General features: G+C 49.8%; 19 protein-coding genes and 1 pseudogene. 11 read left to right on the forward strand and 9 right to left on the reverse strand.

Going from position 1 to position 23,410, the window contains the following annotated elements; genetic code table 11:
• The first annotated feature begins 232 nt into the window (after positions 1 to 232).
• Positions 233 to 2,422 (forward strand): bifunctional diguanylate cyclase/phosphodiesterase, encoded by a 2,190-nt coding sequence (locus EQY_RS0117540; protein ID WP_024212638.1) that lies wholly within the window; start codon positions 233 to 235, stop codon positions 2,420 to 2,422.
• A gap of 55 nt (positions 2,423 to 2,477) precedes the next feature.
• Here the strand turns inward: EQY_RS0117540 and nupC are convergent, their stop codons facing one another.
• The gene (nupC, locus tag EQY_RS0117545) at positions 2,478 to 3,680 is read right to left on the reverse strand and encodes a nucleoside permease NupC (protein ID WP_001516818.1); all 1,203 of its coding nucleotides are present in this window, start codon (positions 3,678 to 3,680) and stop codon (positions 2,478 to 2,480) included.
• A 298-nt stretch (positions 3,681 to 3,978) separates the two neighbouring features.
• On the opposite strand from nupC, the gene EQY_RS27465 reads away from it, so the two are divergent.
• The gene (locus tag EQY_RS27465; protein WP_423779531.1) at positions 3,979 to 4,038 is read left to right on the forward strand and encodes a hypothetical protein; all 60 of its coding nucleotides are present in this window, start codon (positions 3,979 to 3,981) and stop codon (positions 4,036 to 4,038) included.
• Positions 4,019 to 5,257, forward strand: coding sequence for an Nramp family divalent metal transporter (locus EQY_RS0117550; protein ID WP_000186377.1), 1,239 nt, complete (start codon positions 4,019 to 4,021; stop codon positions 5,255 to 5,257). Before EQY_RS27465 ends, EQY_RS0117550 begins: the two co-directional genes overlap by 20 nt.
• A 142-nt stretch (positions 5,258 to 5,399) precedes the next feature.
• Here EQY_RS0117550 and ypeC read toward each other — a convergent pair whose 3' ends face one another.
• Entirely contained in the window at positions 5,400 to 5,726 is a 327-nt protein-coding gene (gene ypeC, locus EQY_RS0117555) for a DUF2502 domain-containing protein YpeC (protein ID WP_000490072.1), read from the reverse strand.
• Positions 5,727 to 5,840: 114 nt separating this feature from the next.
• Complete coding sequence (locus EQY_RS0117560) at positions 5,841 to 7,097, reverse strand: ion channel protein (RefSeq protein WP_000903272.1); 1,257 nt, start codon at positions 7,095 to 7,097, stop codon at positions 5,841 to 5,843.
• 203 nt (positions 7,098 to 7,300) lie between these two features.
• Between EQY_RS0117560 and glk the strand changes: the two genes are divergently transcribed.
• The 6 genes from glk (at position 7,301) to ptsP (ending at position 14,737) form a co-directional block, all read left to right on the forward strand.
• Complete coding sequence (gene glk / locus EQY_RS0117565; protein ID WP_000170385.1) at positions 7,301 to 8,266, forward strand: glucokinase; 966 nt, start codon at positions 7,301 to 7,303, stop codon at positions 8,264 to 8,266.
• A 218-nt stretch (positions 8,267 to 8,484) separates the two neighbouring features.
• Positions 8,485 to 8,811, forward strand: a complete 327-nt coding sequence (locus EQY_RS0117570) for a PTS fructose transporter subunit IIB (protein ID WP_000038453.1) — start codon at positions 8,485 to 8,487, stop codon at positions 8,809 to 8,811.
• Between the two features lie 21 nt (positions 8,812 to 8,832).
• The gene (locus EQY_RS0117575; protein ID WP_000985311.1) at positions 8,833 to 10,080 is read left to right on the forward strand and encodes a PTS fructose transporter subunit IIC; all 1,248 of its coding nucleotides are present in this window, start codon (positions 8,833 to 8,835) and stop codon (positions 10,078 to 10,080) included.
• A gap of 14 nt (positions 10,081 to 10,094) precedes the next feature.
• Positions 10,095 to 11,180, forward strand: a complete 1,086-nt coding sequence (ypdF, locus tag EQY_RS0117580) for an aminopeptidase (RefSeq protein WP_000173276.1) — start codon at positions 10,095 to 10,097, stop codon at positions 11,178 to 11,180.
• Positions 11,180 to 12,217 (forward strand): aminopeptidase, encoded by a 1,038-nt coding sequence (ypdE, locus tag EQY_RS0117585; RefSeq protein ID WP_000366054.1) that lies wholly within the window; start codon positions 11,180 to 11,182, stop codon positions 12,215 to 12,217. The genes ypdF and ypdE overlap by 1 nt, the downstream gene beginning before the upstream one ends.
• Positions 12,218 to 12,241: 24 nt before the next feature.
• On the forward strand, positions 12,242 to 14,737 hold the full coding sequence (gene ptsP, locus EQY_RS0117590; protein ID WP_000949094.1) for a phosphoenolpyruvate--protein phosphotransferase: 2,496 nt from the start codon (positions 12,242 to 12,244) through the stop codon (positions 14,735 to 14,737).
• 2 nt (positions 14,738 to 14,739) lie between these two features.
• On the opposite strand, the gene EQY_RS0117595 is transcribed toward ptsP, so the two are convergent.
• Genes EQY_RS0117595 through ypdA form a run of 3 tightly spaced genes read right to left on the reverse strand, consistent with a single transcriptional unit; the run spans position 14,740 to position 18,056 of the window.
• Entirely contained in the window at positions 14,740 to 15,597 is an 858-nt protein-coding gene (locus EQY_RS0117595; RefSeq protein ID WP_000648316.1) for an AraC family transcriptional regulator, read from the reverse strand.
• Between the two features lie 12 nt (positions 15,598 to 15,609).
• Positions 15,610 to 16,344: a two-component system response regulator YpdB gene (ypdB, locus tag EQY_RS0117600; protein ID WP_001298580.1), complete on the reverse strand. Its 735-nt coding sequence runs from the start codon at positions 16,342 to 16,344 to the stop codon at positions 15,610 to 15,612.
• Between the two features lie 14 nt (positions 16,345 to 16,358).
• Positions 16,359 to 18,056 (reverse strand): two-component system sensor histidine kinase YpdA, encoded by a 1,698-nt coding sequence (gene ypdA, locus EQY_RS0117605; protein WP_000544384.1) that lies wholly within the window; start codon positions 18,054 to 18,056, stop codon positions 16,359 to 16,361.
• A 376-nt stretch (positions 18,057 to 18,432) separates the two neighbouring features.
• Here ypdA and alaC point away from each other — a divergent pair, with 376 nt between their 5' ends.
• A complete protein-coding gene (gene alaC, locus EQY_RS0117610; RefSeq protein ID WP_000785936.1) occupies positions 18,433 to 19,671 on the forward strand; it encodes an alanine transaminase in 1,239 nt (412 codons plus the stop codon).
• Positions 19,672 to 19,735: 64 nt separating this feature from the next.
• On the opposite strand, the gene ypdK is transcribed toward alaC, so the two are convergent.
• Both ypdK and lpxP read right to left on the reverse strand, forming a co-directional pair.
• Positions 19,736 to 19,807: a membrane protein YpdK gene (ypdK, locus tag EQY_RS25750; protein WP_010723117.1), complete on the reverse strand. Its 72-nt coding sequence runs from the start codon at positions 19,805 to 19,807 to the stop codon at positions 19,736 to 19,738.
• A gap of 354 nt (positions 19,808 to 20,161) precedes the next feature.
• The gene (lpxP, locus tag EQY_RS0117615) at positions 20,162 to 21,082 is read right to left on the reverse strand and encodes a kdo(2)-lipid IV(A) palmitoleoyltransferase (RefSeq protein WP_000484421.1); all 921 of its coding nucleotides are present in this window, start codon (positions 21,080 to 21,082) and stop codon (positions 20,162 to 20,164) included.
• 353 nt (positions 21,083 to 21,435) lie between these two features.
• Here lpxP and EQY_RS0117620 point away from each other — a divergent pair, with 353 nt between their 5' ends.
• Complete coding sequence (locus EQY_RS0117620; protein ID WP_000639879.1) at positions 21,436 to 21,678, forward strand: YfdY family protein; 243 nt, start codon at positions 21,436 to 21,438, stop codon at positions 21,676 to 21,678.
• A gap of 916 nt (positions 21,679 to 22,594) precedes the next feature.
• On the opposite strand, the pseudogene EQY_RS0117630 reads toward EQY_RS0117620, so the two are convergent.
• A pseudogene (locus EQY_RS0117630) lies at positions 22,595 to 23,410 on the reverse strand (hypothetical protein); the annotation flags it as partial.

Raw genomic sequence — 23,410 nt, forward strand, 5'->3', positions numbered from 1 at the left:
GGTTCGATCCCGCTTAGCTCCACCAAATTTCAAACCCTCGCTGTGAAGCGGGGGTTTTTTGTCTCTGATTTTTGCCGCTTTTGTAATACAGTCTACGTCCGGGTTAGTGCCGCCTGGTGAAAGCATCATTGGATGAAAAATCGGCAACAGGCCGGCCCCTGTTTGCTTCGCGATGCGAATAAACTTATTATTTGTGTGCCTGAAAACCCCGATCAGTGAGAGTAGTCTACTCATGTTTGTGGAGCATAACCTGATAAAAAATATCAAGATATTCACACTGGCGTTTACGCTCACCGTGGTACTTATTCAGCTATCCCGTTTTATTTCGCCACTGGCCGTTATCCATTCCAGCTATATCTTTCTGGCGTGGATGCCACTGTGCGTAATGCTGTCAATATTATTCATCTTTGGCTGGCGTGGTGTTGTTCCTGTTTTATGCGGGATGTTTTGCACTAATCTGTGGAATTTTCATCTCTCATTTTTGCAAACTGCCGTCATGCTCGGCAGCCAGACATTTGTAGTGCTGTGTGCCTGTGCAATATTACGCTGGCAGTTAGGAACGCGTTGGCGTTATGGGTTGACCACCCGATACGTCTGGCAACGTCTCTTCTGGCTTGGTTTAGTGACGCCGATTGGCATCAAAGGCAGCATGTATCTGGTGGGTAGCTTTTTTGATTTCCCGCTAAAGATATCGACATTTTTCGGCGATGCAGATGCTATTTTCACGGTCGTTGATTTGCTTAGCCTTTTCACCGCTGTGCTGATTTACAACATGTTCTTTTACTATCTCACTCGCATGGTTGTAAGTCCCCACTTTGCGCAGATATTGTGGCGCAGGGATATCGCCCCGTCGCTGAACAAAGAGAAACGTGCATTTACTTTAAGCTGGCTGGCAACTCTTAGCGTGCTGCTGCTTCTGATGTGTACGCCTTATGAAAACGATTTTATTGCCGGTTACCTGGTGCCCGTTTTCTTCATCATCTTTACCCTTGGTGTTGGTAAACTTCGTTATCCGTTTTTAAATCTCACCTGGGCTGTTTCGACTCTTTTCCTCCTGAATTACAACCAGAATTTTTTACAAGGGGTCGAAACCGAATATTCGCTGGCATTTATTCTCGCGGTGCTGATTTCCTTTAGCGTTTGCCTGCTTTACATGGTGCGTATTTATCATCGAAGTGAATGGCTTAATCGCCGCTGGCATTTGCAGGCGCTGACCGATCCATTAACGCTATTACCCAACTTTCGTGCACTGGAGCAATCGCAAGAGCAGGAGGCAGGAAAGAGTTTTTGCTGCCTGCGTATTGATAATCTTGAGTTTCTGAGTCGTCATTACGGCCTGGTGATGCGTGTTCATTGTATCCGCTCAATTTACCGTACCTTGCTGCCGTTGATGCAGGAAAACGAAAAGTTGTATCAACTGCCGGGCAGTGAATTGCTGTTGGTACTGACCGGGCCGGAAACGGAAGGTCGACTACAGCATATGGTTAACATCCTCAATAGTCGGCAGATTCACTGGAACAACACCGGCCTGGATATGGGCTATGGTGCCGCCTGGGGGCGTTTTGATGGCAATCAGGAAACCCTGCAGCCCATGCTGGGGCAGTTAAGCTGGCTGGCGGAACAATCCTGCGTTCATCATCATGTGTTGGCGTTGGATAATCGAGAGGAAATAGCGTCCGGGCAGACCACCAAACAGGTACTGTTGCTGAACACCATTCGTAAGGCGTTAGATAATGGTGACTTGCTCCTCTACGCTCAGCCCATTCGAAACAAAGAGGGGCAGGGCTATGATGAGATCCTGGCGCGTCTGAAATATGACGACGGCATTATGACGCCGGATAAATTTCTGCCGCTTATCGCCCAGTTTAACCTTAGCGCGCGTTTCGATTTGCAGGTGCTGGAATCTCTGTTGAAGTGGTTAGCAACTCACCCTTCCAACAATAAAGGTCCGCGCTTTTCAGTCAATTTAATGCCGCTCACTCTGCTGCAAAAAAATATCGCCGGGCGGATTATTCGTCTGTTTAAGCGTTATCACATCTCCCCGGAGACAGTCATTCTTGAGATCACCGAGGAGCAGGCGTTTTCAAATGCAGAAAGCAGCATGTACAACATCGAGCAACTGCATAAATTTGGCTTCCGTATTGCGATTGATGATTTTGGCACTGGTTATGCCAACTACGAGCGATTAAAACGTTTGCAGGCCGATATCATCAAGATTGATGGCGTCTTTGTGAAAGATATAGTGACTAATACGCTGGATGCGATGATTGTGCGGTCAATTACCGACCTGGCGAAAGCGAAGTCATTGAGTGTGGTCGCGGAGTTTGTCGAAACGCAACAGCAGCAGGCGTTATTGCATAAACTTGGGGTGCAATATCTGCAAGGGTATTTGATTGGTCGCCCTCAGCCATTAGTTGATTAACAGACGTAAAAAAGCCGGGGAATTATCCCCGGCTTTTTTAATGAATGTATTGGACTTACAGCACCAGTGCTGCGATTGACGCAGAAAGCACACTTACCAGCGTAGAGCCGTAAACCAGTTTCAGACCGAAGCGAGAAACGACGTTACCTTGCTCTTCGTTCAGGCCTTTAACCGCGCCCGCGATAATCCCGATAGAAGAGAAGTTAGCAAAAGATACCAGGAATACAGAGATGATGCCTTCTGCACGCGGAGAAAGCGTGGAAGCAATTTTCTGCAGATCCATCATTGCTACGAACTCGTTGGAAACCAGTTTGGTCGCCATGATACTGCCTACTTGCAGTGCTTCACTGGAAGGAACACCCATCACCCATGCAATCGGATAGAATATGTAGCCCAGGATGCCCTGGAAGGAGATGCTGTAGCCAAACCAACCAGTCACGGTGGCAAACAGTGCGTTCAGTGCGGCGATCAGGGCGATAAAGCCGATCAGCATCGCTGCAACGATAATGGCGACTTTGAAACCTGCCAGAATGTATTCACCCAGCATTTCGAAGAAGCTCTGACCTTCGTGCAGGTTGGACATCTGAATGTTTTCTTCGCTGGCATCAACGCGGTAAGGGTTGATCAGCGACAGTACGATAAAGGTGCTGAACATGTTCAGTACCAGTGCAGCAACGACGTATTTCGGCTCCAGCATCGTCATGTATGCGCCAACGATGGACATCGACACGGTGGACATCGCCGTTGCTGCCATGGTGTACATACGATTACGGGAGATTTTGCCGAGGATATCTTTATAGGCGATAAAGTTCTCGGATTGTCCCAAAATCAGGGAGCTGACGGCGTTAAAGGATTCCAGTTTGCCCATGCCATTGACTTTGGAAAGCAGGAAACCAATCGCGCGAATAATCACCGGCAACACGCGAATGTGCTGGAGAATACCGATCAACGCAGAAATAAAGACGATAGGGCACAGCACTTTCAGGAAGAAGAACGCCAGGCCTTGATCATTCATACTACCAAAGACGAAGTTAGTACCTTCGTTGGCAAATCCGAGCAGTTTTTCGAACATTTCGGAGAAGCCTTTCACGAAGCCCAGACCAACGTCAGAGTTCAGGAAGAACCACGCCAGTAATACTTCGATAACAAGCAGTTGAATAATATAACGGATACGAATTTTTTTGCGGTCGCTGCTTGCCAGCAATGCGAGAATCGCAACAACGGCTAGTGCCAGTACAAAATGAAGGACGCGGTCCATATTTGCTCCAAATATGAGGCAGGTTAAATTTCCGTGCACATTCTATGCAACATGATTCAGGAAAACGAGATCTGACACACACTATAATGACGTCCTGTGACAAGCTTCAAAAATAGTGAGCTGTCCTACATTTCTGCTATGTTGTGTATGGAAGCGGAAAGTTATGTAAATGTGCTAACATTAAACATAAAAATAACATTCAAACCATCAATCTTTTCGTAGTCATAATCCTGGTCTATCAGAGAAATCATCACAACCCATTTAAATGAATTTGATAATCATTCTCGTTTGACATAGCATGAAACATAGCAAAGGCTATGTTTTAGAGGCACAACAAGATGACGAACTATCGCGTTGAGAGTAGCAGCGGACGGGCGGCGCGCAAGATGAGGCTCGCATTAATGGGACCTGCGTTCATTGCGGCGATTGGTTATATCGATCCTGGTAACTTTGCGACCAATATTCAGGCGGGTGCCAGCTTCGGCTATCAGCTATTGTGGGTTGTTGTCTGGGCTAATCTGATGGCGATGTTGATTCAGATCCTCTCGGCCAAACTGGGGATTGCCACCGGTAAAAATCTGGCGGAACAAATTCGCGATCACTACCCGCGTCCGGTCGTCTGGTTCTATTGGGTTCAGGCAGAAATTATTGCGATGGCTACCGACCTGGCGGAATTTATTGGTGCGGCTATCGGTTTCAAACTGATTCTTGGGGTTTCGTTGTTGCAAGGCGCCGTACTGACGGGTATCGCAACCTTCCTGATTTTAATGCTGCAACGTCGCGGGCAAAAACCGTTGGAGAAAGTGATTGGCGGGCTACTGCTGTTTGTCGCAGCGGCTTACATTGTTGAGCTGATCTTCTCCCAGCCTAACCTGGTGCAGTTGAGTAAAGGGATGGTGATCCCGAGTTTACCGACCTCAGAGGCGGTCTTCCTGGCTGCGGGTGTGCTGGGGGCGACGATTATGCCGCATGTGATTTATTTGCACTCTTCGCTGACCCAGCATCTGCATGGTGGGTCACGCCAGCAACGTTATTCAGCCACCAAATGGGATGTCGCGATTGCCATGACTATTGCTGGTTTTGTCAATCTGGCGATGATGGCAACGGCTGCTGCCGCGTTCCACTTTTCCGGCCATACTGGTGTCGCCGATCTTGACGAAGCCTACCTGACGCTGCAACCGCTGTTAAGCAATGCTGCAGCGACGGTCTTTGGTTTAAGCCTGGTGGCAGCAGGGCTTTCTTCAACGGTGGTGGGTACGCTGGCGGGGCAGGTGGTGATGCAGGGCTTTATTCGTTTCCATATCCCGCTGTGGGTGCGCCGGACAGTGACCATGTTGCCGTCATTTATTGTCATCCTGATGGGATTAGATCCGACACGGATTCTGGTTATGAGTCAGGTGCTGCTAAGTTTTGGTATTGCCCTGGCGCTGGTTCCACTGTTGATTTTCACCAGTGACAGTAAGTTGATGGGCGATCTGGTGAACAGCAAACGCGTAAAACAGGCTGGCTGGGTGATTGTGGTATTGGTAGTGGCGCTGAATATCTGGCTGTTGGTGGGAACGGCGCTGGGGTTGTAGTTCAACTGGCGTCGTACCAGGCATCACTGGCGGATGCGGCGTAAACGCCTTATCCGCCCTACGCGTTCAATGGAGTGGGGCTGTAGGCCTGATAAGACGCGCGGGCGTCGCATCAGGCATCGTGCTCCATTGGTGGATGTGTTTAATGACGATGTCCGTGTCCACGGCCTTTCCCGCGATGATCATCACGGTCGCGCCAGCCTTCACGATAGCCACGCTCATACGCTTTACGCTTATCCCAGCCACGGTGGTAGCCATTATCGTGACGCCACCAGCGGTTTTTACGCCATTCGTAATTACGATGCCAGTAATCACGGTCGCGCCAATGACCACCGTCCCAGTAATTACCATAATGATCGCGATCGCCAATTTGTAATTTGATTGATGGCAGTAGGGTAATTTCACCTGCGTTTGCTGCAAGCGGGGTAAAAGCCATCAGGGCGGCCGCCAGAAACAGTGACCTGAACATTGTTATTCTCCTTCACGATCGAAGCCGTCAGCGGCCTGTTAACGCAATATTACGGGGAGGTAAAGCCCCGTTTCATCGCCATAACTCTTAAATCATGATGGAGAGCATTTTTTGCTAAAGATTATCGTGGGGTGGTTGCTGCTTCGGGCGATTCACAATCATCATCGGTTTGCCAGCCAGCAATAGCCATGCCGGAAGCATAACGATACAAAGTAGCGGTAGCAGATTGGTATCAGGTACAACGACTGCCGCCATAAACAGGCTTAACCAGCCATCGCGCGTTACCACCAGTACCATACCGAGAATAGCGCAGGAGACAGTAATTGCCGCCGGGACTGCGGGAACGTGTTCATGTAGCATCAAACCTAACGCCACGCCAACAAACACTGCCGGGAAGATTCGCCCGCCACGAAACCCGCTGGCGGCGGCAATGACCAGAGCGGCGAGCTTAATCACTGCCAGTAAAAAGTAATCACTGGTGCTGAAAGCCTGATTCATCACCATTTGCTGCATCTCATCCAGCCCTTTAAACAGTGAAAACGGCCCACCAATAACGCCCAAAATACCGAGAATAAACCCGCCAACCCCGAGCATGAGCACAGGGTTTTTAATCTGATGCATCATTGCGTGCAACCGTGGCAGACACCATACGGCGACCATCCCCGCAGCGATGGCAATCGCCGCTACAATCGCACCGCTGATAATGTCTGCCATCTGCATCTGTCCGTAATGCGCAATGGGCAGCGAAAAATGGGGGTGGAAAAATAGACTTGTCGTCAGCGCACCAGCCGCCGCTGCCATTAACGGCGCAAAGAGTCGATCCCATAGCGGCACTTCATTACTGCCATTTAAGGTTTGCGAAAATATCAACGCCGCCGCAACAGGTGTGCCAAATAGTGCACCGATAGTTCCGGCTGAGGCTAAAATAGTCCATTCCATCCGGTTAACTCGAGGTAACAGGCGAGCGCCTATCGTTACCGCGAGGGCGATATTAACAGTCATAATCGGATGTTCCGGCCCCAGGCTGACGCCACCGGCAAGACCGAGAATTAATGCTACGATAAGCCCTGGTAGCGCAGAAGGGGGGACTGGCGCGCCGATCAGCGGTTCACTGGCGGGATCTGGTCCGGCATGACCCTGGCTGAAACGGATAACCAGTCCCACTGCGATCCCCGTCAGCGTTAATATTCCGATGATCCACAGCGGTGAATCCTGGGCTATCCCCAGACTTCCCGGCAGTCGTTGCCAGAGTAAATTCTGTAATACCGAGGCGATTTTCATCACCACAATCAGAATAAGACTGGACGCAATCCCAATTGCCAGGGCGGGAAGCGATAATAACAACATGGTTCTGGCTCGCGAATGGAGCATGTTCTATTCCTTATGCGGGGTCAGATACTTAGTTTGCCCAGCTTGCATAAAGGCATCGCTGCAATTGGTGCTGAAACGATAAAGTAATAGTGTGACCCAGATCTATATTTACAGGGAGCCCGCCTTTCCGGCGTTGTTGTTAGGCTCCCAGGTATTTACAGTGTGAGAAAGAATTATTTTGACTTTAGCGGAGCAGTAGAAGAATGACAAAGTATGCATTAGTCGGTGATGTGGGCGGCACCAACGCACGTCTTGCTCTGTGTGATATTACCAGTGGTGAAATCTCGCAGGCTAAAACCTATTCTGGGCTTGATTATCCCAGCCTGGAAGCGGTTATCCGCGTTTATCTCGAAGAACATAAGGTCGAGGTGAAAGACGGTTGTATTGCCATCGCTTGCCCAATTACCGGTGACTGGGTGGCAATGACCAACCATACCTGGGCGTTCTCAATTGCCGAAATGAAAAAGAATCTCGGTTTTAGCCATCTGGAAATTATTAACGATTTTACCGCTGTATCGATGGCGATCCCGATGCTGAAAAAAGAGCATCTGATCCAGTTTGGCGGTAAGGAACCAGTTGAAGGTAAACCTATCGCGGTTTATGGTGCCGGAACGGGGCTAGGCGTGGCGCATCTGGTTCATGTTGATAAACGCTGGGTAAGCCTGCCAGGCGAAGGCGGTCACGTTGATTTTGCGCCAAACAGCGAAGAAGAGGCCATTATTCTCGAAATACTGCGTGCTGAAATAGGCCATGTCTCTGCTGAACGCGTGCTCTCTGGGCCAGGGCTGGTGAATTTGTACCGAGCGATTGTGAAAGCAGATAACCGTCTGCCAGAAAATCTCAAGCCAAAAGATATTACCGAACGCGCGCTGGCCGACAGTTGCACCGATTGCCGCCGCGCGTTGTCGCTATTTTGCGTGATTATGGGTCGTTTTGGCGGCAATCTGGCGCTCAATCTCGGCACATTTGGCGGCGTGTTTATTGCGGGCGGTATCGTGCCGCGTTTCCTTGAATTCTTCAAAGCCTCTGGTTTCCGTGCCGCTTTTGAAGACAAAGGCCGCTTTAAAGAATATGTCCATGATATTCCGGCTTATCTTATCGTCCATGACAATCCGGGTCTTCTCGGCTCAGGTGCACATTTACGCCAGACCTTAGGGTACGTCCTGTAAATCCTTCCTGCCATATCGGGAGATAATCCTCCCGATAATCTTTTAAATCATACGGTTAGTTCAATTTTTCTTTGTGTTTCATCACAAGGCCGACCTGCGTCACACTTCCGCACTACGGGATTAATTCTCCAGTAAATGCATTATTTGTCTGGTAACGGCAATTTGTTTTGCACGTTCATAATTTCACTCGTTAACTATAAACGAACGAGGAAATAACGATGAGTAAGAAACTGATTGCCTTATGTGCCTGCCCGATGGGCCTTGCGCACACTTTTATGGCGGCTCAGGCGCTGGAAGAGGCCGCAGTGGAAGCTGGCTATGAAGTGAAGATTGAAACCCAGGGCGCGGACGGTATCCAGAATCGCCTGACGGCGCAGGATATCGCCGAAGCGACCATCATCATCCACTCCGTAGCTGTTACCCCGGAAGATAACGAACGTTTCGAATCACGCGACGTTTATGAAATCACTTTGCAGGACGCAATTAAAAATGCTGCGGGCATCATCAAAGAAATCGAAGAGATGATTGCCGCTGAACAACTGTAATTTTCGACAGGGATAATTGTTATGGCCATTAAAAAACGCAGTGCAACCGTTGTGCCTGGCGCATCCGGTGCGGCAGCGGCAATTAAGAATCCGCAGGCCTCTAAAAGCAGCTTCTGGGGTGAACTTCCGCAGCATGTGATGTCAGGGATTTCACGCATGGTGCCGACCTTAATTATGGGCGGCGTGATCCTCGCTTTCAGCCAGCTGATTGCTTATAGCTGGCTAAAAATTCCCGCTGACATTGGCATTATGGATGCACTTAATAGCGGGAAATTTTCCGGTTTCGACCTCTCCTTACTGAAATTTGCCTGGCTGTCGCAGTCCTTTGGCGGCGTGTTGTTTGGTTTTGCCATTCCGATGTTTGCTGCTTTTGTGGCGAACTCCATTGGCGGCAAACTGGCGTTCCCGGCTGGGTTTATCGGCGGGTTAATGTCTACCCAGCCAACGCAACTGCTGAACTTTGATCCCAGTACCATGCAGTGGGCGACCTCTTCACCGGTGCCGTCTACCTTCATTGGTGCGCTGATCATTTCTATCGTTGCAGGTTACCTTGTGAAGTGGATGAACCAGAAAATCCAGTTACCGGATTTCCTGTTAGCGTTCAAAACCACATTTTTGCTACCGATTCTTTCCGCCATTTTTGTCATGCTGGCGATGTATTACGTCATCACCCCATTTGGCGGTTGGATCAACGGCGGTATCCGTACCGTGCTGACTGCCGCAGGTGAGAAGGGGGCGCTGATGTATGCGATGGGTATCGCAGCAGCGACCGCAATCGACCTCGGTGGCCCAATCAACAAAGCAGCAGGTTTCGTTGCTTTCAGCTTTACCACTGACCACGTATTACCGGTTACCGCGCGTTCTATCGCAATCGTCATTCCGCCGATTGGTCTGGGTCTGGCGACTATTATCGACCGTCGTTTAACCGGCAAACGCCTGTTTAACGCCCAGCTTTATCCGCAGGGTAAAACCGCCATGTTCCTGGCGTTTATGGGGATCAGTGAAGGTGCGATTCCGTTTGCGCTGGAAAGCCCCATCACCGCAATTCCGTCCTATATGGTCGGTGCGATTGTCGGCTCCACCGCCGCTGTCTGGCTGGGCGCAGTGCAATGGTTCCCGGAATCAGCAATCTGGGCGTGGCCGCTGGTGACTAATCTGGGCGTTTACATGGCGGGGATCGCGCTGGGGGCAATCATTACCGCGCTGATGGTGGTGTTCCTGCGTTTGATGATGTTCCGCAAAGGCAAATTGTTAATCGATAGCCTGTAAGAAGGACAATCCTGATGACATTACTCGCTTCGCTGCGCGACTGGCTTAAGGCGCAACAGCTGGATGCGGTGCTTCTCTCCTCACGGCAGAACAAACAGCCCCATCTGGGGATTTCCACCGGGTCAGGCTATGTGGTGATTAGTCGTGAGAGCGCGCACATTCTGGTGGATTCGCGCTATTACGTGGAGGTGGAAGCTCGTGCGCAAGGCTACCAGCTACATTTGCTTGACGCGACGCACACGCTGGCAACCATCGTCAATCAAATCATTGCCGATGAGCAGCTGCAAACGCTCGGTTTTGAAGGCCAGCAGGTGAGTTGGGAAATCGCGCACCGCTGGCAGGCTGAACTTAATGCAAAGCTGGTCAGCGCCACGCCGGATGTGCTGCGGCAAATCAAAACGCCAGAGGAGGTGGAAAAAATCCGTCTCGCCTGTGGGATTGCCGATCGTGGTGCAGAGCATATTCGCCGCTTTATTCAGGCGGGGATGAGCGAGCGCGAGATTGCCGCTGAACTGGAGTGGTTTATGCGCCAGCAGGGAGCAGAAAAAGCCTCCTTTGACACCATTGTTGCCAGTGGCTGGCGTGGGGCGCTGCCGCACGGCAAGGCCAGCGACAAAGTGGTTGTAGCGGACGAGTTTGTCACACTCGATTTCGGTGCGCTGTATCAGGGCTACTGCTCTGATATGACGCGCACCTTCCTGGTTCATGGCGAAGGGGTGAGCGCCGAATCTCACCCGCTGTTTAACGTGTATCAGATTGTCCTGCAAGCGCAACTGGCGGCAATCTCCGCGATTCTCCCCGGCGTGCGTTGCCAGCAGGTTGACGACGCCGCGCGTCGGGTCATTACAGAAGCCGGTTATGGAGAGTATTTCGGCCATAACACCGGTCATGCAATCGGCATTGACGTACATGAAGATCCGCGTTTTTCACCACGTGATACCACGATGCTCCAGCCAGGCATGTTACTGACCGTAGAGCCGGGGATTTATTTGCCAGGGCAAGGGGGCGTGCGCATCGAAGATGTCGTGCTGGTTACCCCGCAAGGCGCAGAAGTGCTCTACGCCATGCCGAAAACAGTGTTGCTCACGGGAGAGGCATAATGGATTTATCGCTATTAAAAGCGTTGAGCGAGGCCGATGCGATCGCCTCCTCGGAACAGGAAGTGCGGCAGATCCTGCTGGAAGAAGCGGATCGCCTGCAAAAAGAAGTGCGATTTGACGGTCTGGGATCGGTGCTGATCCGCCTCAATGAATCGACAGGTCCGAAAGTGATGATCTGCGCACATATGGATGAAGTGGGGTTTATGGTGCGTAGCATCTCCCGCGAAGGCGCGATCGATGTGCTGCCGGTTGGCAACGTGCGCATGGCTGCCCGTCAGCTTCAGCCGGTGCGGATCACTACCCGTGAAGAGTGCAAAATTCCCGGCCTGCTTGATGGCGAGCGGCAGGGAAATGAGGTTAGCGTAATGCGCGTGGACATTGGCGCGCGCTCGTATGATGAAGTGATACAGGCGGGAATTCGTCCAGGCGATCGCGTCACGTTTGATACCGCTTTTCAGGTTCTTCCTCACCAGCGGGTGATGGGGAAAGCCTTTGATGACCGCCTCGGTTGCTATCTGCTGGTGACGTTACTGCGCGAACTACACAGCGCCGAACTGCCTGCGGAAGTGTGGCTGGTGGCAAGTTCCAGCGAAGAGGTGGGATTACGCGGCGGGCAAACCGCCACCCGCGCGGTGTCGCCGGACGTCGCCATTGTGCTTGATACCGCCTGCTGGGCGAAAAACTTTGATTATGGCGCGGCGAACCATCGCCAGATTGGTAACGGTCCGATGCTGGTGTTAAGCGATAAATCGCTGATTGCGCCGCCAAAACTCACAGCCTGGATCGAAACCGTGGCGGCAGAAATTGGTGTTCCGTTGCAGGCCGATATGTTCAGCAACGGCGGTACGGACGGCGGAGCGGTGCATTTAACCGGTACTGGCGTACCCACAGTGGTGATGGGGCCTGCCACCCGGCACGGACATTGCGCCGCATCGATTGCCGACTGCCGCGACATCTTGCAGATGCAGCAACTTTTATCTGCCCTTATTCAACGTCTTACCCGTGAGACGGTTGTTCAACTGACGGATTTCAGATGATTTCCCGATTAACCCGGAGCGGTTATGTTATCGATTCAATTTCTCTGTCCTTTGCCTAACGGTCTACATGCTCGTCCTGCGTGGGAACTTAAAGAGCAGTGCAGCCAGTGGCAAAGCGAAATCGCTTTTATCAACCATCGCCAGAACGCAAAAGCCGATGCCAAAAGTTCACTGGCGCTGATTGGCACCGGCACTTTATTTAATGACAGTTGCAGTCTGAACATTAGCGGTAGCGATGAAGAACAGGCACGGCGAGTACTGGAAGAGTACATCCAGGTGCGCTTTATCGACAGCGACAGCATCCAACCGACACAAGCAGAACTGACGGCGCATCCGCTGCCACGTTCATTAAGTCGCCTTAACCCTGATTTGCTGTACGGTAACGTGCTGGCGAGCGGCGTCGGTGTTGGTACGTTAACGTTGTTGCAGAGCGACAGCCTTGACAGTTATCGGGCGATCCCTGCCAGTGTGCAAGACACCACCCGGCTGGAACACAGCCTGGCAACGCTTGCCGAACAACTGAACCAGCAGCTGCGCGAGCGTGACGGCGAAAGTAAAACCATTCTTAGCGCCCATTTGTCGCTGATTCAGGATGAAGAGTTTGCGGGGAATATCCGTCGTCTGATGGCAGAACAACATCAGGGACTGGGGGCGGCAATCATCAGCAATATGGAGCAGGTTTGCGACAAACTTTCTGCCTCTGCCAGCGATTATCTGCGCGAGCGAGTTAGTGATATTCGTGATATCAGCGAACAGTTGCTGCATATCACCTGGCCGGAACTGAAGCCGCGCAATAATCTGCTGCTTGAAAAATCGACCATTCTGGTCGCCGAAGATTTAACTCCAAGCCAGTTTTTGAGTCTCGATTTAAAAAATCTCGCAGGCATGATTCTGGAGAAAACCGGGCGCACATCGCATACCCTGATTCTGGCGCGAGCTTCGGCGATCCCGGTACTGAGCGGCTTGCCGCTGGATGCGATAGCCCGTTATGCCGGGCAACCGGCGGTGCTTGACGCCCAGTGTGGCGTGCTGGCGATTAATCCTGATGACGCGGTGAGCGGTTATTACCAGGTTGCGCAGACGCTGGCGGACAAACGCCAAAAACAACAGGCGCAGGCCGCCGCGCAACTGGCCTATTCCCGTGATAACAAGCGAATTGATATCGCCGCGAATATTGGCACCGCTCTGGAAGCCCCTGGTGCGTTTGCCAATGGCGCGGAAGGCGTCGGGCTGTTCCGCACCGAAATGCTGTATATGGATCGCGATAGCGCGCCGGACGAGCAGGAACAGTTTGAAGCCTACCAGCAGGTGTTACTGGCGGCGGGCGACAAGCCAATTATTTTCCGCACGATGGACATCGGCGGCGATAAAAGCATTCCATATCTCAACATTCCCCAGGAAGAGAACCCGTTCCTCGGCTATCGTGCTGTGCGTATTTACCCGGAATTTGCTGGCCTGTTCCGTACCCAGCTACGGGCCATTTTGCGTGCTGCCAGTTACGGTAACGCTCAGTTGATGATCCCGATGGTTCACAGCCTCGATCAGATCTTATGGGTGAAGAGTGAGATCCAGAAAGCAATCGTTGAGCTTAAGCGCGATGGCCTGCGTCATGCAGAGACGATTACGCTTGGGATCATGGTGGAAGTGCCGTCGGTTTGCTACATCATCGACCACTTCTGCGATGAGGTCGATTTCTTTAGTATCGGCTCGAACGATATGACCCAGTATCTGTATGCGGTCGATCGTAATAACCCGCGCGTATCGCCGCTGTATAACCCGATTACGCCATCTTTCCTGCGCATGTTGCAGCAGATAGTGACCACTGCGCATCAGCGGGGAAAATGGGTCGGCATTTGCGGTGAGCTGGGTGGTGAAAGCCGTTATCTGCCGCTACTGCTTGGGCTGGGCCTGGATGAGCTAAGTATGAGTAGCCCACGCATTCCGGCGGTGAAAAGCCAGTTGCGTCAACTGGATAGCGAGGCGTGTCGGGAACTTGCGCGTCAGGCTTGCGAGTGCCGCAGTGCGCAGGAAATTGAAGCGTTACTCACCGCCTTTACGCCGGAAGAAGACGTTCGCCCATTGCTGGCGCTGGAGAATATCTTTGTTGATCAGGCCTTTAGTAATAAAGAGCAGGCGATTCAGTTTCTGTGCGGCAACCTTGGCGTCAACGGGCGCACTGAGCATCCGTTCGAGCTGGAAGAAGATGTCTGGCAGCGGGAAGAGATTGTGACTACTGGCGTTGGTTTTGGCGTGGCGATCCCGCACACTAAATCTCAGTGGATCCGCCATTCCAGTATCAGCATTGCCCGGCTGGTGAAACCGGTTGACTGGCAGTCAGAAATGGGCGAAGTCGAGCTGGTGATCATGCTGACGCTGGGCGCTAGCGAAGGGATGAACCATGTGAAGGTCTTCTCGCAGCTGGCGCGCAAACTGGTGAATAAAAACTTCCGCCAGTCGCTGTTCGCCGCGCAAGACGCACAAAGCATCCTGACGCTGCTGGAAACGGAATTAACCTTCTGACGTTAGCCCTGAAAACGGGCGCTGTACTCTCCCGGCGTCAGGCCAAACTGACGCCGGAAGACGCGACAAAAATAGTCGCTATCCGGAAAGCCGCAACGCTGCGCCACTTCATGAATCGACAGATGATATTTCTGCAAAATCATCCTCGCCTTCGCCATTCGCACCCAACGCACATATTCGATAAAACGCATCATCCCATGCTGCGCAAACAGTTTTGACAAATGATTGGGCGTGATATTAAAAAACAGCGCCACGCTCTCGCGGGTGAGCGGCTGGGCGTAGTTATCCTGAACCCAGTTACAAATGCTGTGATAGAGAAAATCGCCGCGAGGTTGCGAATTGCCCGGCGGCATATTCACCACGTTGCGGCAAAGATGCAGCAAACTTAACACCAGTGGCTGAATGATATTCTGCTCCAGCGGCGAACGGCTGAGATGGGTGAGGGCGGTGAGCATTGCTTCACCTTCACCGCGTTGCAGACTGGGAAGCTGGATCCGGCGAACCGGATGCAACAATGACGTGCTGCGGCTATCGTAATACGATAACCCAAGCCAGGTCGGTGCGAACACCAGGCTTAAGAGCATCACCGGTTTGTTGTTGACCGGTAAATTAGCCGCGCGCGCCGGAATAAACAGCATTTCCCCTTCCACCATACGCTGCTGCTTTGCTTCCAGCAGATTGCCGTATTCGCCGCGCAGCACGATATCCAGACGGGGAAAGTCAATACATAAACTACCCACCGGCAACGAGGCAGGCTGGCTGGCAAACCAGACGCGCCCAAGTAGTTGCGGGTTAAGCACCAGGCCGCTGAACAGATCGGCGAAAAATTGTTGATCGGCGGGCAAGCCTGTTGCTTTCATGAATATTCCTGATTACAGATGCATTAACTGCCTGAATTCTTTAACTTTGCTGCGGCTGACTGGCACTTCAAAATCCAGATCTTTTAGCCGCAGAATATAAGTGTTATTAAACCACGGTTCGATTTCGCGGATTTTGTTCAGATTGACACAAAACGAGCGATGGCAGCGGAAAAAATGCGATGGAGGCAGCTTGCTGCAAAACTCGGTAATGTTCATCGGCATTACGTAGGATTCACGCCGCGTATAGACAAAGGTCATTTTTTCGTGCGCTTCGGCGTAATAGATATCATTAATTGGCGTAACGATAATTCGCTCATCTTTCACCAGATTAATGGTGTCATTCTCACGCGTTACCGTTGTGGCAGGCGTACTGCTGGTTTGCTGTTGCTGCCAGGCCGCTTCCAGTTTTTGCAGCATCCCGGTGATGCGTGATTCCTGATACGGTTTGAGAATGTAGTCAAACGCCTCCAGTTCAAACGCTTCTACCGCATGTTCTTTCCACGCGGTGATAAACACAATAAACGGTTTATGGGCAAACTGGCTGATGTTTTGCGCCAGCAGCACGCCATCCAGCGACGGAATATTGATATCCAGAAAAATGGCGTCGACACGGTTATGCTGCAAAAACTTCAACACGTCCAGACCGTCGTCAAAGGTGCCGACAATCTCCATCTGGCTGTGCTCTTTAATCAGCCAGCTCAGTTCCTGTTGTGCCAGGAATTCGTCTTCAACAATGATGACTTTCACAATATCACTCCGGCTCAAAGCAATAACGTAGCCTGTGAGGCGACAGGGGTGCGTTGATTAGGAATGTAAAACGCGATTTCCGTCCCAGGCTCCAGACGACGAATATGCAGCCCCTCACCATATAACAACTTCACGCGATGATGCACATTCAGCAGGCCAATTTTATTGCCCGGCATTTCGTTCGCTTCGACCCGCTCAATCACTTTCGGATCGATGCCGTGCCCGGTATCTCTCACCGCAATACGAACCCGATTACCGCACTCTGCAACGCTGATGGTGACAACACCTTTTCCCTTACAAGGTTGAATACCGTGAACAATGGCGTTTTCTACCAGCGGCTGGATCAGCAGGCTGGGAATGCAGCAATTCACCTCTTCATCAATATCATAGATAACCGTCAGCTTGTCGCCAAAGCGGGCCTGCTCAATGGCAATATAGTCTTTAATTTGATACAGCTCTTTTTTGATATCGATTTGCTCATCGTCTTTTAATTCAATGTTATAGCGCAGATAACGCGACAGATTAAAGATCAGCTGGCGAGCGGTATCCGGATTCAGGCGAATTGATGAGGAGATTGCGTTCAGAGCGTTAAACAGGAAATGGGGATTAATTTTGCTTTGCAGGGCGCGAAGCTCTGCCTTATTTGCCATTTCGCGTAATTGCTCGGCGCGAGAAACCTCCAGTTGTGTGGAGATAATTTGCGACAGCCCGACCGCCATCTCCTGTAATGACGATGTAATCTGGTGCGCGTGGCAGTAGTAAATTTTGAGCGTACCGGTCACAACGCCTTTCTCCCACAATGGGATCACCAGCATGGAATGAATCTCTGGTGTGCGATGGGCTTCATCATTGTTTTTAATGATGATTTTTCCGTAATTCATCGCCTGGCGGGTTGTCGGGCTAATAAAGTCATCACCATTCTGATAATTATGTTCACCCACGCCAACATACGCCAGCACATGATCGGTATTGGTGATTGCTACCGCATCGGCGTGAATATCATCGCGGATAATTTCGCAGACTTTACGTAATGATTCGCTATTGACATGGCGAAACAGCGGCAGCGTTTTGTTGGCGATATCCAGCGCCAGCTTGGCCTGCCGCGCGGCGCTGGCCTCCTTTTCGCCCTCAACGCTTTGCACCAGCAGCACAATAAAGCCGATACAGACGCTGCCAAGGATCATCGGGATACCGATTTTAGAGACGATATCGATCCCCAGTTCGGTGGTCGGCGCCCAGACAATCACCAGAATCATGGTCAACGTTTCACACAACATACCGCCGAGAATACCGACACGCCAACGCTGCGCTTTGGGGATTTTTAGGTTGATCCAGCCCGATATACATCCCGCCAGAATACTGGTGATAAAGCAGGGGATCGCCGTCACGCCGCCGATATCAATAAGATAGCGGTGAATCCCGGCTATCACGCCGGTAATGATCCCCACCCACGGACCAAATAAAATCCCGCCTGACATCACCGCAATAATACGCACGTTAACCAGTGAGCCTTCCACCGGCACGCCGGACCAGGTGCTGAACAGGGCGAACAGCGAGAAAATGGCGGTAACTGCGAGCAGCTCTTTCGGTGAGTGCGCCGACTTGTGCAACAACTCGCGAAACAGGCGGATACGAATAAGGAAGAACAGGCAGATAAGCATTAACGCTGCCCGATCGAAGACCGCCAGCAGCATGTTGAATATTTCGTGCACGGGTAACTCTGGATAAGGATTAAACCTCTATGATAGGTAACCTGAAGGCTGATGACCAGCAGGCCATTTTTTGAGGAAAAACCACAATTTTAAAAGGGGATTATAAGGTAAATGGTGCATTGCCAATGCATCTCTTATTAATACACACTCAGAAGGTAAATTTATTGAAATTATAATGTTAATTAATGTGGGTTTGATTTTCTTAAAAGAAAGTAAGGATTTCCCGTTTTATTACAGATGTTCCTCTTTTTTGGTAGAAAAAAATTTTTGCTAAAACGCTCGACAGACAGAAATTAATCAGGCTATTTTCAAAACAGCCACCATCGTGGCAGCGTCGCTCGGACGGTCCGGGCGCTAACGTTTATCTGAGGAAATTATGGCTGACACTCGCCCTGAACGTCGCTTTACGCGTATTGATCGTCTCCCGCCCTACGTTTTTAACATTACCGCTGAACTGAAAATGGCTGCGCGTCGGCGTGGCGAAGATATTATCGATTTCAGTATGGGCAATCCGGACGGCGCGACCCCGCCGCATATCGTCGAAAAACTCTGTACCGTGGCGCAGCGCCCGGACACACACGGCTATTCCACTTCACGCGGCATTCCGCGCTTACGTCGCGCCATTTCCCGCTGGTATCAGGATCGCTACGATGTCGAGATTGATCCGGAATCAGAAGCCATCGTCACCATTGGCTCGAAAGAGGGGCTGGCGCATCTGATGCTGGCGACGCTGGATCACGGCGACACGGTGCTGGTGCCGAATCCAAGTTATCCGATTCATATCTACGGCGCTGTGATTGCCGGTGCGCAGGTACGTTCAGTGCCGCTGGTGGAGGGGGTCGATTTCTTCAATGAACTGGAACGTGCTATTCGCGAAAGCTATCCGAAACCGAAGATGATGATCCTCGGCTTCCCGTCGAACCCAACAGCGCAATGTGTGGAACTGGAGTTCTTCGAAAAAGTGGTGGCGCTGGCGAAACGCTACGATGTGCTGGTGGTCCACGACCTGGCCTATGCTGATATCGTCTACGATGGCTGGAAAGCGCCTTCAATCATGCAGGTGCCGGGCGCACGTGACGTGGCGGTTGAGTTCTTTACCTTGTCGAAAAGTTACAACATGGCAGGCTGGCGTATCGGCTTTATGGTTGGTAACAAAACGCTGGTCAGTGCGCTGGCGCGTATCAAAAGTTATCACGATTACGGCACCTTTACACCGTTACAGGTGGCTGCAATTGCCGCGCTGGAAGGCGATCAACAGTGCGTGCGCGATATTGCCGAACAGTATAAGCGCCGCCGCGATGTGCTGGTAAAAGGGCTGCATGAAGCGGGCTGGATGGTCGAAATGCCGAAAGCTTCGATGTATGTCTGGGCGAAAATCCCTGAACCGTATGCGGCAATGGGCTCGCTGGAGTTTGCCAAAAAACTGCTTAACGAAGCGAAGGTCTGTGTCTCGCCGGGGATTGGCTTTGGTGACTACGGCGACACGCATGTACGCTTTGCGTTGATTGAAAACCGTGACCGTATTCGTCAGGCAGTCAGAGGCATCAAAGCGATGTTCCGCGCCGATGGTTTACTTCCAGCCAGCAGTAAACATATTCACGAAAACACGGAATAAACACCTTCGTCAGAAACGCAAACAGGAGCCAGATGGCTCCTGTTTTTCATTGCACAGTTTGCTTTTAGATCATCAGGGCAAAAGTACCGGCCCAAACGATGACCATAAAAGAAATGCCCATAAAGAAATATTTCACTTTACATCTCTCCGCGTAATTACTGTTACGCCTGAATGACTTCATTACATCTGATACAGTGAGTTGACACCGGGAAAACGACCTTAACAGGGCTCTGTTTTGCCGTGGGCATCACCCCAGAATTCTGAGCTGATTTGCTCGAGACGGCGCTAATGTACGCCTAAAACTAAATTGAAACAAGTGGCATTTTCTTATTTACTTTTAGTAACTTACAAGTGTCTCATATCGGCGACAGTTTAATTTCTGTCAGTAATAATTCATAATTCAGCGAAGGGAAAAGCCTTAAGAAAAAAGCCATAAAAACCATTGGGTTATTATGGCTAATTTGAGGAGGGAAGAAGCGTTGGTCGTTTGTTAAACGTATAACGATGCTTCACCCACCGGACGCGTTTTGAAGCGGCGGTGGATCCAGAGATACTGCTCCGGTGCGCGCATAATCTCTTTCTCAATAATCTTGTTCATATAAGCCGCAGCCTGACCTTCATCAGTCGGGTAGCCTTCCATTTCTGGGGTGATATACAAACGGTATCCGCTGTAATCGGCTTTTCGTACCATCGTCACAGTTAACATGGCGGAACCTGAGAGGCGTGACAACACGTAAGTGCCATTGGTCGTCGCAACATTTTCTACCGCAAAGAACGGAGCGAAGGAGCTTCCTTTACGACCATAATCCTGGTCGGGAGCGAACCATACGGCTTCACCTTTTTTCAAAGCACCAACAATACCGCGCAGATTATTCCTGCCGATCATCGCTTTATTTGAGCGCATCCGACCACGGGTCTGCACCCATTCCATCAATTGATTATTATGCGGACGATAAGTTGCCATCATTGGCTGGCAAAGCCCCATTACGCGGCCACCCAGTTCCAGAGACATAAAATGTACGCCGACGACCATTACGCCGCGATTTTGCATTTGTGCGCGTTGCAGGTTATCCAGACCTTCAACATCAAACCATTTACGCACGCGACGATCGGGCCAGAACCACGCCATGCCGGTTTCTACCAGCGCCATGCCGAGTGAACGAAAGTTTTCGGCAATCATCTTCTCGCGTTCTTCAGATGAATGCTGCGGGAAGCAAAGTTCAAGGTTTTTACGGGCGATGGATTCGCGACGTTTCAGAAATGGTCTGGCCATCGTGCCGATACGTGTGCCAAGAAAGCACAAGACAGGATAAGGAAGTTGTACCCAAAGCCAGAGTACGCCCAGACCAAACCACGTGAGCCAGTAGCGAGGATGGAGAAACTCGCGGGAAAATTTGCGCTGTGGAAACATAGTTACCTTCTGTAGATACGAATTGTTGTATCGCAGAAGATTCCATGTCGACAGCGGTACACTCAATAATATTAGGCCATCATGTACGACAATGGTTCCTGTAAAGAGTGTAAAGACTAGTCAGGACAAAACCACGAGGAGCATGAATGCGGTACTTCCATTTTATCATCAGCCGATTGTTTTCAGCTACTGATTATTAATCACTCAAGTAAATATTTTTCAGGAGCGAATAGCCCTATTTTTTAACATCTTGTTTTTATTAGAACCTGGCAAAAATTGCCAGTGATTAAGAATTGTCTTACTATTAAATTACCTGGAGTAACAGGTTTTTTAGCGCGGCAGGAGGTTGAGCTATGATTTATTTATGGATGTTTCTCGCCCTGTGTATTGTTTGTGTCAGCGGATATATTGGCCAGGTACTAAATGTAGTATCTGCCGTCTCTTCATTTTTCGGCATGGTGATCCTCGCCGCCCTCATTTATTACTTCACTATGTGTTTAACTGGCGGTAATGAGCTGGTAACGGGGATATTTATGTTTATTGCCCCAGCTTGTGGCTTGATGATCCGCTTTATGGTGGGGTATGGAAGGCGGTAGTGAGGGGGAAATTTTTTATGACAGGTGTTCAGAGCACCAACTGAAGAGATTGTTCACCTGTGACCATCCATTTCGTGAATATATAATGCCACTTTAGAGCAATTGGCTGGACATGACCGTTATTGTTGAGTTGGTGGCTGTTTTTACGTCATTTCCGATAAAAGGCCTTTGCATAGAATTGTGTACAAACACGAAAAAAAAAGAGTGTGTTAGAAATTCTGGGGCATTTCAGGAAGTTGCAATCAGAAAGGAATGGCGTATGTACCTGTCCTTCGATTTTGATAAAACCCTTAGGTGCTTCAGTCCGGATCTAACGGATGAAGACGGCATTTTAGATCATTTAATCAAACAGTTAACCTCTGCTGCATTGACTGAGGAATTTGGCTCTCATCTGGTTCAGTAGTTGGAACCCAGGTCTAAAAACGGTTCCAGTAGAAAGATCATTAAAGCCACAACGGGCAGTTTCGAATGGACTACGCAACGCGACTCTAATCGCTCGGTTGACTCCCAATTAGTGAAAAAGCGCCAGACCACGTTCCCCGATAAGATCGAATGAATTATCATTCTCTTGTTGTGCTTGGGGTACGCTGCAGGATCTCTGCAGTGAGATTGAAGATTTATATGCTTTCAGCGTGCTCGCTATGACCATCATCACCGTGACAAATAAGACCATTTCTGAGTTAAACCAGTGGCAACAACGTCCACTGGAAAAGTTCTATCGTCTGACTGGATGCCATTCAATATAAAATACAGGAAGATGACCGTTATCAGGACAAAGCAGTTAAGACGATACAATAGCTGAATCTGCAAAGTAAAACTGTATCTGCTTAAAAAAGAATCGCTAATTTCTGGTCATTTGTATTAAGTGACCAGCAAAATTAAAGCCCCTGCTACGGGGCATAAATCATGCAATACTTTAGTGGCAGTGAATTTCGCTAATTAAATTTGTTGGAACAATCATAACCCAGTTTGCTGGTTTGATTTGTATGGCTGAATTTGCGTTATCAATTTTTTCAGCGTGACATATTGAATAATAAAAATGATCATTAAAAAAAATGTTTTTCTTTGCCATTTCACCTTCTGATATTATGTCTGCATTCACAATATAAATACACAATAACACCCCGGAAATAAAATAAGATAAATAACTGATTGGCTTTGAGAAATTACATTGAGATAAACATGCTATGAACAATAAGATAGAGAGAAAGTTTGTTCCTACAAAATATCTATCGGGAAATGTAGTTTGATAGTTATTCAGGAGATCGCTGAGGCCGATTCTACCAAAAACAGTCGTAACAAGACAGATAAAGAGTGCGATCGCTAAAGTCAGTAAATGCTTTTTTATTGTTGAATCTTTAGTTTTGTAAATAATTGTTGTGCAAAAAATAATATATACAAATGAAAGGATTATCGATATTGAATCATTTAATTTTTCGTACCACGGAAATATAAATGGATAAAGGAGTAGCCGAGCCGTTACCATTTCAATAATATTATTAGGGTTATAGCCATAGTCACCAAGTCCGCCAGAGCCGTTGAGTCGCGGAAGTATAAATAAAGCTAATATGAGCATGGATATTGTTAAAGGCAGCATATCTTTAATTAAAATATACTTTTCTCTAACATTCAAAAATTTAAAGGAATAATAAAATCCTACAATTATAAATACGACTGGGTTTGTTGCGGCGGTTAACCAGATCATTATGTCGATAATTATTTTAGACAATTT

This window comes from Escherichia sp. TW14182, from assembly GCF_000208525.1.
Classification (GTDB): Bacteria; Pseudomonadota; Gammaproteobacteria; order Enterobacterales; family Enterobacteriaceae; genus Escherichia; species Escherichia ruysiae.

Coding starts and splice junctions, on each gene's coding strand:
- EQY_RS0117570 (WP_000038453.1), top strand. CDS start 8,485: ATGAGTAAGAAACTGATTGCCTTATGTGCCTGCCCGATGGGCCTTGCG.
- lpxP (WP_000484421.1), bottom strand. CDS start 21,082: ATGTTTCCACAGCGCAAATTTTCCCGCGAGTTTCTCCATCCTCGCTAC.
- EQY_RS0117620 (WP_000639879.1), top strand. CDS start 21,436: ATGATTTATTTATGGATGTTTCTCGCCCTGTGTATTGTTTGTGTCAGC.
- ptsP (WP_000949094.1), top strand. CDS start 12,242: ATGTTATCGATTCAATTTCTCTGTCCTTTGCCTAACGGTCTACATGCT.
- EQY_RS0117575 (WP_000985311.1), top strand. CDS start 8,833: ATGGCCATTAAAAAACGCAGTGCAACCGTTGTGCCTGGCGCATCCGGT.
- ypdE (WP_000366054.1), top strand. CDS start 11,180: ATGGATTTATCGCTATTAAAAGCGTTGAGCGAGGCCGATGCGATCGCC.
- alaC (WP_000785936.1), top strand. CDS start 18,433: ATGGCTGACACTCGCCCTGAACGTCGCTTTACGCGTATTGATCGTCTC.
- ypdF (WP_000173276.1), top strand. CDS start 10,095: ATGACATTACTCGCTTCGCTGCGCGACTGGCTTAAGGCGCAACAGCTG.
- nupC (WP_001516818.1), bottom strand. CDS start 3,680: ATGGACCGCGTCCTTCATTTTGTACTGGCACTAGCCGTTGTTGCGATT.
- glk (WP_000170385.1), top strand. CDS start 7,301: ATGACAAAGTATGCATTAGTCGGTGATGTGGGCGGCACCAACGCACGT.
- EQY_RS0117540 (WP_024212638.1), top strand. CDS start 233: ATGTTTGTGGAGCATAACCTGATAAAAAATATCAAGATATTCACACTG.
- EQY_RS0117595 (WP_000648316.1), bottom strand. CDS start 15,597: ATGAAAGCAACAGGCTTGCCCGCCGATCAACAATTTTTCGCCGATCTG.
- EQY_RS0117550 (WP_000186377.1), top strand. CDS start 4,019: ATGACGAACTATCGCGTTGAGAGTAGCAGCGGACGGGCGGCGCGCAAG.
- EQY_RS0117560 (WP_000903272.1), bottom strand. CDS start 7,097: ATGCTCCATTCGCGAGCCAGAACCATGTTGTTATTATCGCTTCCCGCC.
- ypeC (WP_000490072.1), bottom strand. CDS start 5,726: ATGTTCAGGTCACTGTTTCTGGCGGCCGCCCTGATGGCTTTTACCCCG.